Here is a 15,216-nt window from a genome sequence, read left to right as displayed (position 1 = left end):
ATTCATTTTATAGAATAGATAGGAGGGGTTTTATGAAAATTTATTGGGAATTTTTAAAGACAAAGAGATTTGAATTTATCTTACTTCTTATTTTTTCAAGTATTTTAAGTTTCTTTGAAGGATTGATTCAACCATTAATGGTAAAGTGGTTATTTGATGAGGCTGTATTAAAGCTTAATTTTCAAAAATTTGTACTTTTAAGTGTGGTATATCTTGCACTTGGTCTGATATTTGTACTATTGTTTTATATAAATAATCTTTGGAAAAAAAGGTATGAAAATAAAGTAGTATTAAATCTTGAATCTGAACTTTTAAAAAAGACTTTTAATTATGATTTAAAAGAATTTACCAAAAAAGGTGCGGGTTATTTTATAAATTCCATTCACAAAGATGTTAATGAAGGTGTTGTTCCAATGATTAGGATGACAATAAATATAGTTTCAATGATTGTATCAGAAGTGGCATTATTACTTGCGATGTTTTTTATTTCCTGGAGAGCTTCATTGGTGTTGTTTATTATTATTCCTCCGTTAATGTATTTAGCGAATGTTGTAAGTCAAAAAGTTAGGAAAAAAACAGCACTTGAAAGGGAAAAAGAAGGAATTTATACAAGTTTTCTAACAAGTGTTCTTAAATCATTCAAAGTTATGAGAACTTTTAGTTTTATATTTGACATTGCAACATTAAAGCATAGGAGAACTTTAGAAGAGTATTTAAACAGTAGGTTTGAAAGTTTTAAAGCTGTAAAATCAAGTCAAATGTTGGGTGACATTATTAGAAACACAGCGGATACTCTTTCACTTATAGTATCTGGATATTTTGTTTTAATTGGAAAGTTAAGTTTTGGAGGATTTGTAGCAATAATAAACACATTCTGGAGAGCGGTTTCATCCCTTTTTGGGATTGTTCAAGCCATTCCAGAATTTCATAGGTACTCGCAAATACTTGAAAGAATAAAAAAATTATTAAATACTGAGAAGAGAGAATATTTTGACCTGGATAATAGAGTAATTTTAAAAGATGTAAAACTTTCTTATGATGAAAATAAAGTAATAGAAATAGATAATTTGGAAATAACTCCTAAGAGTAAGGTATTAATATTTGGAGAAAATGGAGCAGGAAAAACCACGCTTTTAAATATAATATCTGGATATTTGTCACCAGATAGTGGAAAAGTGTTAAGACCAAAAAATGTTGTATCAATAACTGCACCGGTTGAACTTCCAGAAATTTCTATAAGAGAACTTATAAGGGATGAAGAATTAATAAAAAAACTTGGTTTAGAAAGGTTAAAAGAAAAAACACCATCTAACCTTTCTGCAGGGGAAAGACAAAAAGTTGCTATTGGTATAGCACTTGAAAAAGATGCAGATTTATATATTTTTGATGAACCACTTGCAAATATAGATGAGCAAAGCAAAGAAAAGATAATAAAGTTAATATTTGAAAAATTGAGCTCTAAGACGTTAATAATGGTACTTCATGGGGAAAAAGATTTTCACAGTTTATTTGATACAAAGATTAAGTTATAATATTGAGGTTATCTTTGTCACTTTATTACCATTAATTTATTATTTTATGCATAAGCTTACATCATTACTATAATATTCAAGAAAAGTTATATAGAGAAGATCAAAAATCACACGTCTTGAAGGTTATATGTTATAACTTTATAAAGGTGCAGAACTTTTTACAGAAAAAATTAATGGGAAGTATGTACTTGAAAGTTATTGACTAACTAAAAAAAATGTGATATATTACTTTCTGGAAGGTGTTCCGGCGTAGCTCAATAGGCAGAGCGGGTGGCTGTTAACCACTAGGTTGGGGGTTCGAGTCCCTCCGCCGGAGCCAAGAGGGGAGAAGTATTCTCCCCTTTATTTTTTTCATATTTTTAAACGTTCTTAAAATACGGATTTTTCTTAAATAATGTTTTTATATTGCAATATGCAGCATGTCCAGGAAGTATCAACATATTTTCATCTAATTCCCTAAATATATTGTTTAGCTTTTTTATAGATTCAATCATTAGTTTTTTTGAACCACCTAAGTCACTTCTTCCAACGGTATTACAAAATACAGTATCTCCTGTGAATATTAAATTATCAAAAATTACTATCCTTGAACCTAAGGTATGACCTGGTACTGCTATTGTATCAAAGTATAAATCTATATCTTTTGCATCTTTTTCAAAAATAAATGTCTCCCCAAAAAGATGTGAAAAATTCTTGGATGGATCGTACAACATTTTCTTATCTTCTTTTGAAATGTAAACATCTTCTACATTCAATTCTAAGAGTCCTGCTATATGATCATAATGCCCGTGTGTCAAAATTACTTTAACAGGGATTTTTCCTAGATATTTTCCTATTCCGAATCCCGGATCTACAACAAAGTTTTCAAAAATATATGTATTAATATTAAAAAAACCGGATGTTTTGTAAACTTTAAACTTCATGTGATTCCCTCCATTAAAATTTTTTGACTTTTTATTTATATTTCATAATTTTTGTGACCTGTTTTTTAATCATATATCAAATAGAAGCTCTTGCAAATATATTTTACTATAACTTTAACTTTTTCAAGAACTATCTAAAATCTAATAAGTACTCGTATAAACAAACGTTTGTTTAAGTTATTTTCTATTTTGCGAAATTATCGAAAGTATGAATTTGTTATTTACTACTCTTTGGAGTGGCAAATTTATTTTTTGATGTATATAAGTAATTTTACATTCAAGAAATAGAAAGAGCTATGATGTATAAGACTTTTTAGTTTTTTAGAGTTTGTATTGTTTACAAAAATGATAAGGTTTGTTTTAAAATTGTAAATTTAATTGACTCTAATTTAAAATGGCTTTAGAATAAAAGTTAGGAGGGGGTATAATGAAAAGAAAATTGATATTGTGGAAAAAGGCTATAAATAAGAGATTTTCCCTGTTTGGGAAGTAATATTTTGTGGTTGATGAGGAGCTTTTGCTCCTCTTTTTCATTTTGATAGTGGAGGGGTGTTATGTGCGGGATAGCAGGTGTTTGGAATGTAGATGATTCTTATAACATTTTACATGATATTTTATTAGGTCTTCAACACAGAGGGCAAGAAAGCACGGGGATTGTCATTGAGGGTTTCAAATTTTTAAAGATGCAAGGGTTGGTCTCACAAGTTTTAACTAAGGAAAATTATATAAACGGTAGAAGTGGTATTGGACATGTTAGATATTCGACGTTTGGAGAAAATAGTGAAATTCAACCCCTTATGGGTTTAACTTCAAAAGGCAAATTTGCAATTGCACACAACGGGAATATTCCTGATGCAAAGATTAGGATGAAATCGCTTGTCGAAAAAGGAGCAGTTTTTAACACAACAATTGATTCTGAAGTATTCCTCCATTATATTTCCCTTGCTCCTTATTCTGACCCAAAACTTTCCATTCAATGGTCTCTTTCAAGGATCCCTGGAGCTTATTCTATTGTGATATTAACTGACAGCATGCTTATAGCCGCAAGAGACAGCTATGGCTTTAGACCGCTATTTTATGGAAAATTCAAGGGTGGATTTGTTGTATCTTCCGAGGATTCTGCTCTAACGGCGTTGGGTGCAAAAGAAATAACAGAAATTGTACCAGGTGAAATGGTTATTTTTTCAGATATGGGTTTAGATAAGGTAAAGTTTGCAACAACAAAGATGCGTTTTTGTGCATTTGAATATATTTATTTTTCAAGACCAGATAGTAATTTTTACTATGGAAATGTACACAAAGCAAGGTTTAAAATGGGGGGGATTCTGTATCGTGAAAGTCAAATGACGGGAGATATTGTAATTCCAATACTTGATTCTGGTTTTTCAGGTGCGTTAGGATTTTCACTTGCCTCAAAAATTCCCATAGAACTTGGCCTTATGAGAAACAGATATCTAGGACGGAGCTTTATAATGCCCGAAAATAGGGAAGAAATTATTAAAAGAAAATTAATTCCCATTCCTCAAGTAGTAAAAAACAAGGAAGTTATTGTAATTGATGACTCAATTGTAAGGGGAACAACTATGAAGCAGATAGTAAAGATGTTAAGAGAAAGCGGGGCAAAGAAAGTAAAAGTTGGTATACATTCACCACCGGTAATAGGGCCTTGTCCATATGGTATTGACACCTCAAGGAAAAATGAGTTAATTGCCAATCAAAAAGAAATTGAGGAGATAATTAAGGAAATAAATGCAGATGAGCTTTATTATTTGTCTATAGATGGACTTAAAGAAGCTATTGGAGGAGATAAATTATGCCTAGGATGTCTAAATCTAAATTACCCAATATAGTGATTTTGGCATCTGGAAATGGTTCAAACTTTGAAGCAATAGTAAATGCGACAAGAAAAGGAATTCTTAATGCTAACATTTTAAGGTTGATTACCAACAAGAAGTGTTTTGCAGAAGAAAGGGCTAAAAAACTTGGAATTTCTCATACAAGGCTTAAAGATAATTGGGCTGAGGAATTATTTGTGCTTTTGAAAGAACTTGCACCAGATTTAGTAGTTCTTGCGGGATTTATGAAAATTCTTCCATCAAAGATTGTAAATAATTTTAAAATTGTAAACATACACCCTTCTTTACTACCTGCTTTTCCGGGAAAAGATGCTATAAAACAGGCATATGAATACGGAGTTAAAGTAACGGGAATAACAATTCACTTTGTGGATGAGGGTGTAGATACGGGACCTATAATTTTCCAAAAGGCCTTAGAGATAGATGGTTTAACATTAGAAGAGGTGGAAAAGGAAATACATAAGTTGGAGCATAAGCATTATCCACAAGTTATTGAATCTATTTTAAATTCGTGAAAGGAGTGAGTGGGGGTGTATCTTGAAAAATTTGATATGGAATTAAGGTATGGGGAAAATTCTCATGAAAAAGCGGAAATGTTTGGAAAACCTGCATTTAAAATTTTGCACGAAGGAAAACAAATTTCTTTTAACAACATATTAGACGCAGAATCAGCATTTGTAATTGCAAAAAATTTGAAAAAATTAAATGGCTATGGAAGTGTGGTAGTGAAACACCAAACACCTTGTGGTGCATCTGTAAGTAAAAGCAAGGTGGACTCCATACTTTCCGCTATTTTAGCCGATGAAGAATCAAGTTTTGGTGGAATACTTTCGGTGAATTTTGAATTTGACGAAGAATGTGCATTGGCTATAAAGAAAAAATATCTTGAAGTTGTAATTGCAGAAAACTTTACAAAAGAAGCAATAGAAGTATTAAAATCTAAGAAAATACGTATATTAAAAGTTAGAGATTATGAACCAAAAGTTGGAAAACCTGCATTTGGAGCTTTTTTAATAGGTGAAAGGAAATTACCAGATTTAGTTTTTAAGCATGTAGCAGGTCCTAAACTTTCAGAAAGTGAAATGACCGAACTAATTTTTTCATATATAGTTGTTGAAGGGGTAAAGTCAAATGCCATACTTATTTCCAAAAATCTTACAACAGTGGGAATAGGTACAGGTCAACCTTCAAGGAAAAGGGCGGCTTGGATTGCCACATCACTTGCAGGTGAAAAGGCTATTGGGGCATATGCTGCTTCTGATGCATTTTTTCCATTTCCAGATGGTTTGGAAATTCTTGCAAATGCAAAGGTTAAGGCAGTAGTTGCACCCATGGGATCTATTAGAGATAGTGAAATAATTGATGCGGCAAATAAACTTGGAATATCGTTCTATAAAGCAAATGGTAGAGTGTTTAGACATTGAGGTGAGAGTATGAAAATATGCATATTGGGATCAGGTGGAAGAGAGCATGCTATAGGTTATTCATTTGAAAAGATTGGATTTGAAGTGTTTTATGCGCCTGGGAATGGGCTAACTGGAAATAACATTGATGATATAGAAAATTTCAATGGATTAATAATTCCAGGTTCTGAAGAATACCTTGCAAAAGGTGTTGCAGAAAAATTGAAAAATGTCTTTGGTCCAACAATTCAAGGGGCAAAATTGGAGAGTTCAAAGATATTTGCCAAAAAATTTATGAGTAAATATAATTTGCCTACACCAAGATTTGAAATAGTAGAGAGCGAATTAGAATTAAGGGAAAAGATAAAGAAATTTTACCCTCCATATGTTTTAAAAGCAGATGGACTTGCAAAAGGTAAAGGTGTTTTAATTACAAGTGATGAAAGCGAAGCAATAGCACTTGGTGCAAAACTTATTAAAGGTCAATTAATAAAAGGAGTTTCAGGACCTATAATTTTGGATGAATTTATTCCTGGAAGGGAACTTTCTGCCATGGCAGTTGTTAATGAAAAGGGCTTTTCATTGTATCCTTTCATACAAGATTACAAAAGGGCAAATACAGGAAATATGGGACCAAATACCGGTGGTATGGGGAGCTTTGGACCTATCAGTATTGACAAGTCAATAAAAGAAAAGATAGAAACGCTCTTTGAAAAAACGTTATACGGTCTTAAAAAGGAAGGGATAAACTATAGAGGATTTTTATACCTTGGACTTATGCTCTTTGAAAAAACACCTTATATTTTGGAATACAACGTTAGACTAGGTGATCCGGAAACAGAGGTAATTGTGGCTACAAATCCAGAAAATTTTGCAGAAACAATTTTGAAAGCCACAGAGTGTGAGAAGATCCCGGATTTTTCCCCTGAAAATGTAGCCTTAGATGTTGTATTAGCAAGCAAGGGATATCCTATTTCATACAAAAAAGGATTGGAAATAAAGAATATCACGAAAATAGAAGGAGAAAATTTCATTATTTTTGGAGCAGGTGTTAAAAGGAATGGAGAAAAACTGTACACAGACGGTGGTAGGGTGCTACACTGTGTAGGAATTGGCAAGACAAAAGAAGATGCAAAAAACGTAGCATATGATCTTGCAAATAAAATAGATTTTGAGGGTAAGTTTTTTAGAACGGATATAGGGGTGATTTACGCATGAAGTATACCTATAAAGATGCGGGGGTAGACGTGAAAAAGGGCGATGAGTTTGCAAGGGAAATAAAGAGAAATGCAATTATTCCAGAATGGATAATAAAAGAGCCTACAGGTTATGCGACAATTTTAAACTTTACAACCCCAAAGATAGCTGTAACTGCAGATGGAATTGGGACAAAGATATTACTACACATAGAATTTCAAACTTGGAATGATGCTGCGAAAGATTTAATAGCTATGAATTACAACGATCTAATATGTGTTGGTGCAAGGCCTAAGGCTTTTTTGGACTATTTGGGGGTGCACAGTATAGATGGAAATTCAAAAGAATTTGTAAAAGCTTTAATAGTAGAACTTGAAAAGCACGATATGTATTTAGTTGCTGGAGAAACAGCGGAAATGCCTGATTTATATCAGGAAAATCACATGGATGTTGCAGGTTTTGCCATTGGTGAAGTGATAAAGTTATTTGAACACGAGAAAATAAAACCGGGGGATTACATATTTGCGTTGGATGCTTCGGGATTTCATTCAAATGGTTGGAGCTTGATTAGAAAAATTTTAAGGAAAGAAAATATAAACATAAATGATTTGCCTTTCAATCTATTAGAGGGAACGAGAATATACTCAAATATTATAGAGCATTTCGACAAGATAAAAGCTATGGCACATGTAACAGGTGGTGGTATTTTAAGAGCACTTAGAAGGCTTTTAAACGGAAGAGGTTGTAATGTAAATCTTGAAAGAAAGGATTTTGTAGATTGGATTTTGAAATATGTTGAGTTTAGTGAAGCTATTTCCACTTTTAATATGGGATATGGGCTTATTTATGTGTCAAATAGTAAGGATCTACCAGGAAAGATAATAGGAAAGGTTACAGAAGATGAAAATCTTAATTTGATTTTATGACTCCGATGCGGAGTCATTTTTTTTTAGATGTGGTATAATCTATAGGAAGGGAGGAGATTGTTTGAAAAGATTTTTAACATTTTTCTTTATTTTTCTCTTAACTATTTCTTTTGCCGTGAAATTTGGTTTTTCCACACAGGATGGTGTGTGGTTGAGGGGTAGTATAGAAAATTTTGGGTTTAGATTAGGTTATCCACTTTCTTGTGTCTCATTTTCATTAAATAGTGATATATTTTTATATAAAATTTTAACTGGATATGTATTTAACAATAGTACATATCTTGTGAGTTTTTATTTTGATACTGGGATTGATAATTTTTCTTTTTCAAGTTATGTAAAATCTACTTTCCATAAGCCTTTAACAACGGAGACATCTACTGAGACAGGAAGAATATACCTTGGAATTTTACCTGATTTTAGGTTTGATAGACTATCTTTGGGATTTAACGTTGAATTTTCTTGGATTTACATATATTATGACCCAGGTGTTAATGTAAACTTTTTGTCTTTTGTTAATCCCGAAGACATTTTAAGATATCATCTTTCTTTTATTGTGTCGTATGATTTATTTGAAAATATGACGTTTTTTGTAACTCTTTCAACAAAATACAAGTGGATATCGTATTTATCCACACCTCTTTTTGAAAATCAGTTTATCAATTTTGGAATAGAGGTAGAATCGGATGGTTATAAATAGAGCATTTGAAAACATTGTAAAAAAGAGTCCTTTTTACGCGTATCTACTTCTTGGAATTTCTTTTCAAAAGGATGAAAATGTAAAGAATATATCTATAAAATTCACCAAGAATGGTGAAATTGTTTTTTTGTATAACCCTTCTGTTAATAAGAAACCAATATGGTTCGTTGAGGCGATTATTTTGCATGAGTTAATGCATATAATAAACCAGCATTTTAGGATAAAGCCGAGAAATAAAAGGGAAAAAAAGATTTGGGACCTTGCAATGGATGCAGCTATAAACCAATATATTCCTGAATTAGATGCAAGAGGTGTGCCTCTAAATGTCCTTATTGAAGAAGGACATGGAGTAGATAACGAGGTAATATTTGCAGCTCCACCAGCTTTTTTAATAGATAAGACTGCTGAAGAATATTTTGAGTGGATGATGAAGGAATTTGAAAAAAAAGGTGATTTTGATATAGAAGCATTACCTGATTCAATAGATGATCACGATTTTCAATCTGAGATTCCAGTTGAAATGATAATAGAAATTACTAAAGATAAAGTTGGAAAAGCTTTTAACATGTTTGGAAAAAAACTTGACTCTGGTTTAAAGCAGAATATAGATGTAATCTTGCAAAAATCTACATTAAATTGGGAGACGATTTTAAGACGTTTTTCTAATGCATCTATAAAAGGAGATAAATACATGACACCACTAAGACCAAATAGACGATACGATGATCAGCCAGGTTGGAGATATGAATATAAGTCAAAGTTAGCCGTTATCTTGGATACAAGTGCAAGTATAATAGAAGAGGAAATGAATCAATTTTTAACCGAGATTGAAAAGATAGCAAAACAAGATTCCCAGTTGATTTTAATACAAGTGGATAAATCGGTAACTATGGTGACGGAATACAAATCTGGAAATTGGAAAGATTTAGAAATATACGGTGGAGGAGAAACTAATCTTCAACCTGCGGTGGATCTTGCACAATCAAAGGTAGGAGTGGAGGGGATAATAATCTTTACAGATGGGCACGTGGATGTTCCCGTTGTAAAGAGAAGAGTTTTGTTTGTGCTCTCTTCAAAGCACAACCCAGAATTCATAGAAGATGCTGTAAGAATTTATGGAAAAAATTCTGTAATTATTCTTAAATAGAAAGGATGAAAAGGTGAGAGTTTGGTATGAATTTAAAAGACTTATTGGAAAACCTGTAAATATAGTACTCATCATCCTTTTACCTGTTGTGCTTACAGTTGCAAGTATAATATTTTTCAATGGATTTGGAGTCTCGAATGTTAAACTTGGGGTGTACAACTTGGATGATTCTGCACTGTCGCGGTTTACAATAAAGCTTGTTATGTCCTTTTTTAAGGGTGGTACACTTAGGTATGTAGATGAAAATTATGTGGAGCTTTTGCAATCTGGCGAAGTGAACGCCGTTATGATGATTCCGAGTAATTTTACAGACGCACTATACAACGGACAAAAGGTAAACATTGATTTTATTCCAAGTCCAGTTGACTTGCAATTGTCCGTCGGTATATACAACGTATTAAATTCGATATTTAACGATTTGAATGGTTCACCATTTTTCAATCCTCAAGTTTTAAGGTATTTATTTGTAAGTAATGAAACACCAGCACCTCAATTCGTACCAAAAACCAAGAATTTTAAAACGGATTTTGGCAATTTATTTTCACCGGCAATTTTGTTTTTATCTGTGATATTTTTGCTACTTGCAATAGGTGTATTAACTGTAATTAATGATAGAGAACTTGGACTTATTACTATCTTTAAAGTTAATAACGAAAAATGGTATAAATATTCCGTTGTAAAATTTCTAGCATTGTTTTTTTTAGGTTTGTTTGTGTCATTTAGTGTTTATCTTGTTGGGAATTTATTTGGTGTAAAAATACCTTTTAGTATCTTTTTTCCGCTTTCTTTAACGGCAATAATATTTCATTCTGCTCTATCAATATTTATTTCGAGTATTTCTCCTAATAAGGCGGTAGCTAATATATTGGGAATATCCCTTTCCATGTTTTTCTTTTTTACAAGTGGAAGTATTACACCTGTCACCACACTTCCCAAGGCAATGTTTAAATTAGCATCTTATACGCCATCGTATAAACTTACCTATGCATTGAGAAATTATCAATTAAACAACATTGGTATATCACAAGAATTAAAGTATTTAATTGTAGTTTCTATCATTGCCTTTGTAGTAATGATATTTACTGTAAGAAAAGAGTTTTTGAAAAAGTAGCTCTATATATCGTCTTGTACATCTAAGTAGTAATCTATAATTTCCTCATCCTTAAAGAATATTTTGTATTCTCTTTCAAAATTTTCTTTTGAATCACTTGCATGTATGAGATTTTTGGTTGTAGTTAATGCGAATTCTCCCCTAATTGTTCCAGTTCCCGCTTTTAGGGGGTCGGTGTTTCCGATTATGTGTCTAACCATTTCAATAACCCTTGGTGCTTCTACTACCATTGCAACTATTGGACCGCCTGTGATGAATTCTATTAAATCTTTATAAAAGCTCTTTTGCTTGTGCATTTTGTATAATTCTTCTGCTTCTTCTTTTGTTACCCAGTGCATTTTTAGTGCAACTATTTTTATTCCCCTTTGTTCAAATCTTTTTATTATTTCTCCGATTAGTCCCCTTCTTACTGCATTTGGTTTTAAATAGACAAACGTTCTTTCCATGAAAGCACCTCCACGTATTTGTAATTTGTAGATAAAGCTTTTAATACTTCATACATCTCACCTTTTGGATACTTTGTAAGTACAAAAGTGTAATTGTCAAATTGTGGCAATACTTTTATTAAATCTACAAATCCATATTCTTCAGGAAAGATTTTTTTGCCTTCTGAGTTTTTACATTGTTTTATGTTTTCCTGTCCTAAAAGTTTTTCCAATGGTATGTTGTATGTTTTTGAGTATAATTCTTTAAATGCTGCATCAATTGCAAATATTACTTTTGGATGATTTGGAAAGTGTTTTGATAGTGAATATGCTATATTGAACGTATCCTCTATTGATGCCTTTTCCACAATGTATCTATATTCTTCGATTGCACCCATAATAACCTTGTAGTTTTCTCCCTTTTTTCTTTCAGGTACAATAGCGCCAATTCCACTGTTTTGGTCATCTGTAACTTCTATTGTGACATATTCTCCAAACTCTGATCTTTCAAGGTTGTAGAAAAATTTCATTACTTCCCACCTCCGAGTATATTCCATAGTTTTATTGTAAATTCTTGTGAAACGGTATTCAGGTATGATAGAAATTCTATAAGATATTCTCTATCAAATGTCTTTAAAATTTCTACAAGCTCGTCCATACTGAATTTTCCAGTTTTTATTAAATTTATTAGGTATTCGTAATCTATATATTTCATAGGATTTGTCTTGATAACTTTTAATTTTCGATATACAGATGAAATGGTAAAAGGATTTTTCCCTATATTTGTTTTTAATGCGATTTTCCTCCAAAGTGGTGCTACATCTCTTCCACCCAATAAATCTTTTCCGTCTTGTGATATTATCATTAATATTTTCCCATCTGCTCCTAAAAACCAAGCATATTGCTCTGCTGTTCCAGTTTTTCCTACTATAGTTCTTCCCGGTATTTTTGCACGTATACCTGTTCCGTATTTTACTACTTTTTTTAGTATGTTAATAATTAAATAGCTTGCTTCCATGGGATATCGTTTTGATGGGGAAACTATATTTAAAACTTCTGGTGATGCTTTGTAAAATACCACTCCATCACTATTTATCACTTCATCTATTATGTGTGGCTTTATAACTATTCCACTGTTGAAGATTGCCGAAAAACCTTTTGCAATTTCTTCATGTGATGTTTCCAAAGTTCCTAAAGACAACGTTAAATCTTTTGGATAATACCCTTTTATTTTCAATTCATCTTCCAAAAAAAATCTTACAGTGTTATCACCTAGCATAAGGTAAAGATTAACAGATGGGATGTTTCTTGAATGTATTAATGCGTTTTCAAGTGTAATTTCACCATAATAGTTTCTTTCAAAGTTTTTTGGAGTCCAGTCACCTATTTTTATAGGTAAATCAAATAATTTGGAGTCCAAGTTATATCCTTCTAGCAATGCTTTGTAATAGTAAAGAGGTTTTATTAGTGATCCAATTTGTCTTCTACCGTTGTTGGTACCTTTACCGTGCATTGCAAGGATTTCACCTGTTTTGTAGTTCAATATTAATCCAGCGTTGTTTTCCCCCAAGTTTTTGCTGAGTAATGTGTAATATTCTTTATTTAAAGTAGTTTTGACTACAAATCCCTTTCTCAATAGATCCAAGGTAAATCCCTTTTCTTTTAATTCTTCAATAACCCTCCAAAATATTTCTTCATCGTATTTTGATTCAAATATGTTATACGATTTTACTTTTTGGAGCATTTTACTGTATTTTTCGTATTCTTTTTGGCTTATATAATTTTCTGTTAAAAGCCTTCTTAGAACCACATTTGCCCTGCTATGGTTTTTCAAATCTTGTGGATTGAAGTTTTCAGGAGATTTTACGGTATTTACAAGGAGTGCTATTTCTGCTAAGTTTAGTTCTTTTGGTTCTTTGTTAAAATAATATTTAGCAGCTGTTCCAAAGCCGTATATTCCATTTCCCATATACACGGAATTTAAGTAAAGTTCTAAAATTTCTTTTTTGGTTCTTATTTTTTCTATGTAAAGTGATATAAAAATTTCTTTTATTTTTCTTTCAATGGTCCGTGCTTGTGTTAGATACAAACTTCTAACAAGTTGTTGTGTAAGAGTACTTCCACCCTGTGTATTTCTTTTAAATACCGTGTAAAATATTCCCCTTAGCATTCCTAATATATCTATTCCGGGGTGTGAAAAAAAATCCTCATCTTCAGAGATTATAACGGTAGTTATAAGACGTTCTGGATAGTCTTCTAGTTTGTACCAATAGGCTTTCGGAAAATAAAAAGGTGTACCATCTGAATATTCTATAATAAGACTCGATGGTACTAGAGTTTCTGGATCTGGTAAATGTGCAGTGATCTTTTTGTACATATAAAAGAGTGTGAGAAAGATTGAGAGAAAACCAATTAAAAAATATGTAAAATATTTCATATGTTCCCCTCAATAGATTCCATATAGTCATCCATTTCATTTTCCAAGTTTTCAAAACCTTCTTCAAAAATTCCTATAAATTCTTCAAAGTTTTTTTCAAATTTTTCTGGAGTTAAAAAGGTATTATCTATCACTTTTATCATTTTCTGATTTGTTATTTCTACAATTTTCTTTCCATTAAAGACAAAAACACTTCCATCAAAGACAAACCATTTCCACGAGCCAGCTTCACCTTCACAACCAAATTTTGTTCCACGCACACCTGCTGTAACAGAACCACCTTGTATTTGAAATCTAGATTTTGACATTAAGAATTTTACAACATCTGCTATAACACTACCTTTTTCCACACTTAATTTAACGTCAAATTTATCATCTTTTTGCCTGCTTTTTTCTATTTTTACAATTGTATTTTCTTTTATATAGACTTTTCCCCATTTTCCGGAAATGACTGCATAAGAGTTGTTTAGTGTTCTAAGATAGTAATTTTCATACAACTTTACATTATTTGAAACTGCTATCCATTCTTTTTTATTTTTTGAATAAGCAACATTTCCGGAAAATTCTTCTAATATAACCGGTGCAATATCTTTTGGATAATCATATTCAACTATCTTGAAGTTGTATTTTATTTTCTTTCCATTTACGTCTAATATGAGATAACTTTTTATGGGGACAATTGGAGCTATATATGTAACAGTTGCAATATTTTTGAAAGATACTTTATCTATTAGTAGGTCTTCTGGCAGAACTCCTCCAAGTGCATCAACTACCGTTATTTCAATTTTTCCAGGTATTTTAAAGACTAAATTGGTAGACTCACCAGTATGTAGTGCAAAGGAAAGTAAAGGGATTAAAAGAAAAAAATACAGAATTTTTTTCATATATATCACCTCGCTTTGACTTTACCATATTTATATTCTACCACTATATCGTATAGATCTAACTTTTTTGCAAAATCTAAGTCTTTATCAAAATGTAAAGATTTTAGTTTTTTGGCATGGACACCAAAAAAGTTTGGTTTTTTTAGACCTTCCCACATGTACATAGAAACTAAAGCGCTATCGGATAACATTTTATTAGATAAACCATGGACAAAAGCACCTGCTACCTGAATATCTTCAAATGAGATTTCTCCGTTATTTCCAGCACATACAAATAATATATCTGAAAAATTTTGGAGAAAATTTAATGTGGCGGTAAAGTTTACAAATGCTCCCAGAATTATGTTGTTTGATAATTTTTCAACCTTTTTTAAAGTTTTAGTACCATTTGTTGTGGTTAGGATAAGCTTTTCCCCTTTTACGTTAGTATACTCTAATGGGGAATTTCCACAATCAAAGTCTCTGGGCTTTATTCCATCTCTTTCACCACATATGAGAAATTCACCTTTGAATTTTCGAGCTTTTTCAAGTGTTTCCACAGGTTTTATGTATTTACAGCCATTTGCAATGGCTGTAACCATTGTAGTAGTAGCTCTTAATACATCAATAACTACAATTACCTGAGCTTTTCTTAGTTTTTCAGGTAAAAATTTTACATCTATCATATTTTCACCTCAA

General features: G+C 31.8%; 15 protein-coding genes and 1 tRNA gene. 10 read left to right on the top strand and 6 right to left on the bottom strand.

Going from position 1 to position 15,216, the window contains the following annotated elements:
* Window positions 1-32 precede the first annotated feature (32 nt).
* Together Y592_RS03355 and Y592_RS03350 are read left to right on the top strand one after the other, a co-directional pair.
* On the top strand, window positions 33-1,532 hold the full coding sequence (locus Y592_RS03355; protein ID WP_075665641.1) for an ATP-binding cassette domain-containing protein: 1,500 nt from the start codon (window positions 33-35) through the stop codon (window positions 1,530-1,532).
* A gap of 243 nt (window positions 1,533-1,775) precedes the next feature.
* A tRNA-Asn gene (locus Y592_RS03350) sits at window positions 1,776-1,851 on the top strand.
* Between the two features lie 40 nt (window positions 1,852-1,891).
* Here the strand turns inward: Y592_RS03350 and Y592_RS03345 are convergent.
* A complete protein-coding gene (locus Y592_RS03345) occupies window positions 1,892-2,455 on the bottom strand; it encodes an MBL fold metallo-hydrolase (protein WP_075665640.1) in 564 nt (187 codons plus the stop codon).
* 554 nt (window positions 2,456-3,009) lie between these two features.
* Here Y592_RS03345 and purF point away from each other — a divergent pair.
* The 8 genes from purF (at window position 3,010) to Y592_RS03305 (ending at window position 10,792) form a co-directional block, all read left to right on the top strand.
* Window positions 3,010-4,305, top strand: a complete 1,296-nt coding sequence (gene purF / locus Y592_RS03340) for an amidophosphoribosyltransferase (RefSeq protein ID WP_075665639.1) — start codon at window positions 3,010-3,012, stop codon at window positions 4,303-4,305.
* The gene (purN, locus tag Y592_RS03335; protein WP_075665638.1) at window positions 4,269-4,826 is read left to right on the top strand and encodes a phosphoribosylglycinamide formyltransferase; all 558 of its coding nucleotides are present in this window, start codon (window positions 4,269-4,271) and stop codon (window positions 4,824-4,826) included. The genes purF and purN overlap by 37 nt, the downstream gene beginning before the upstream one ends.
* Window positions 4,827-4,841: 15 nt before the next feature.
* On the top strand, window positions 4,842-5,735 hold the full coding sequence (locus Y592_RS03330) for a phosphoribosylaminoimidazolecarboxamide formyltransferase (RefSeq protein ID WP_075665637.1): 894 nt from the start codon (window positions 4,842-4,844) through the stop codon (window positions 5,733-5,735).
* 9 nt (window positions 5,736-5,744) lie between these two features.
* Entirely contained in the window at window positions 5,745-6,932 is a 1,188-nt protein-coding gene (gene purD, locus Y592_RS03325) for a phosphoribosylamine--glycine ligase (RefSeq protein ID WP_075665636.1), read from the top strand.
* Window positions 6,929-7,837 carry an AIR synthase-related protein gene (locus Y592_RS03320; protein WP_075665635.1) on the top strand — a complete coding sequence of 303 codons (909 nt, stop codon included), beginning with the start codon at window positions 6,929-6,931 and terminating at the stop codon, window positions 7,835-7,837. The genes purD and Y592_RS03320 overlap by 4 nt, the downstream gene beginning before the upstream one ends.
* A 61-nt stretch (window positions 7,838-7,898) precedes the next feature.
* A complete protein-coding gene (locus tag Y592_RS03315; RefSeq protein WP_088368855.1) occupies window positions 7,899-8,534 on the top strand; it encodes a hypothetical protein in 636 nt (211 codons plus the stop codon).
* Window positions 8,521-9,681 carry a vWA domain-containing protein gene (locus Y592_RS03310; RefSeq protein ID WP_075665633.1) on the top strand — a complete coding sequence of 387 codons (1,161 nt, stop codon included), beginning with the start codon at window positions 8,521-8,523 and terminating at the stop codon, window positions 9,679-9,681. Before Y592_RS03315 ends, Y592_RS03310 begins: the two co-directional genes overlap by 14 nt.
* A gap of 13 nt (window positions 9,682-9,694) precedes the next feature.
* On the top strand, window positions 9,695-10,792 hold the full coding sequence (locus tag Y592_RS03305) for an ABC transporter permease (RefSeq protein WP_075665632.1): 1,098 nt from the start codon (window positions 9,695-9,697) through the stop codon (window positions 10,790-10,792).
* Between the two features lie 2 nt (window positions 10,793-10,794).
* On the opposite strand, the gene ndk is transcribed toward Y592_RS03305, so the two are convergent.
* The 5 genes from ndk to Y592_RS03280 are packed head-to-tail and all read right to left on the bottom strand — an operon-like array spanning window position 10,795 to window position 15,203.
* Entirely contained in the window at window positions 10,795-11,238 is a 444-nt protein-coding gene (gene ndk, locus Y592_RS03300) for a nucleoside-diphosphate kinase (RefSeq protein ID WP_075665631.1), read from the bottom strand.
* Window positions 11,214-11,747, bottom strand: a complete 534-nt coding sequence (locus Y592_RS03295) for a hypothetical protein (RefSeq protein ID WP_075665630.1) — start codon at window positions 11,745-11,747, stop codon at window positions 11,214-11,216. Before Y592_RS03295 ends, ndk begins: the two co-directional genes overlap by 25 nt.
* Window positions 11,747-13,654, bottom strand: coding sequence for a transglycosylase domain-containing protein (locus Y592_RS03290; RefSeq protein ID WP_075665629.1), 1,908 nt, complete (start codon window positions 13,652-13,654; stop codon window positions 11,747-11,749). The genes Y592_RS03295 and Y592_RS03290 overlap by 1 nt, the downstream gene beginning before the upstream one ends.
* The gene (locus tag Y592_RS03285; RefSeq protein ID WP_075665628.1) at window positions 13,651-14,538 is read right to left on the bottom strand and encodes a FecR domain-containing protein; all 888 of its coding nucleotides are present in this window, start codon (window positions 14,536-14,538) and stop codon (window positions 13,651-13,653) included. The genes Y592_RS03290 and Y592_RS03285 overlap by 4 nt, the downstream gene beginning before the upstream one ends.
* Before the next feature lie 5 nt (window positions 14,539-14,543).
* Complete coding sequence (locus Y592_RS03280; RefSeq protein ID WP_077198038.1) at window positions 14,544-15,203, bottom strand: 2-phosphosulfolactate phosphatase; 660 nt, start codon at window positions 15,201-15,203, stop codon at window positions 14,544-14,546.
* Window positions 15,204-15,216 lie beyond the last annotated feature (13 nt).

Source organism: Thermosipho sp. 1070, from assembly GCF_001682135.1.
Lineage (GTDB): Bacteria > Thermotogota > Thermotogae > Thermotogales > Fervidobacteriaceae > Thermosipho > Thermosipho affectus.
Note: the sequence above shows the minus strand (reverse complement) of the source record. Positions and strands in the feature narration are given on the sequence as shown.

Coding starts and splice junctions, on each gene's coding strand:
- Y592_RS03310 (WP_075665633.1), top strand. CDS start 8,521: ATGGTTATAAATAGAGCATTTGAAAACATTGTAAAAAAGAGTCCTTTT.
- Y592_RS03355 (WP_075665641.1), top strand. CDS start 33: ATGAAAATTTATTGGGAATTTTTAAAGACAAAGAGATTTGAATTTATC.
- purN (WP_075665638.1), top strand. CDS start 4,269: ATGCCTAGGATGTCTAAATCTAAATTACCCAATATAGTGATTTTGGCA.
- purD (WP_075665636.1), top strand. CDS start 5,745: ATGAAAATATGCATATTGGGATCAGGTGGAAGAGAGCATGCTATAGGT.
- Y592_RS03290 (WP_075665629.1), bottom strand. CDS start 13,654: ATGAAATATTTTACATATTTTTTAATTGGTTTTCTCTCAATCTTTCTC.
- Y592_RS03295 (WP_075665630.1), bottom strand. CDS start 11,747: ATGAAATTTTTCTACAACCTTGAAAGATCAGAGTTTGGAGAATATGTC.
- ndk (WP_075665631.1), bottom strand. CDS start 11,238: ATGGAAAGAACGTTTGTCTATTTAAAACCAAATGCAGTAAGAAGGGGA.
- purF (WP_075665639.1), top strand. CDS start 3,010: ATGTGCGGGATAGCAGGTGTTTGGAATGTAGATGATTCTTATAACATT.
- Y592_RS03320 (WP_075665635.1), top strand. CDS start 6,929: ATGAAGTATACCTATAAAGATGCGGGGGTAGACGTGAAAAAGGGCGAT.
- Y592_RS03345 (WP_075665640.1), bottom strand. CDS start 2,455: ATGAAGTTTAAAGTTTACAAAACATCCGGTTTTTTTAATATTAATACA.
- Y592_RS03285 (WP_075665628.1), bottom strand. CDS start 14,538: ATGAAAAAAATTCTGTATTTTTTTCTTTTAATCCCTTTACTTTCCTTT.
- Y592_RS03280 (WP_077198038.1), bottom strand. CDS start 15,203: ATGATAGATGTAAAATTTTTACCTGAAAAACTAAGAAAAGCTCAGGTA.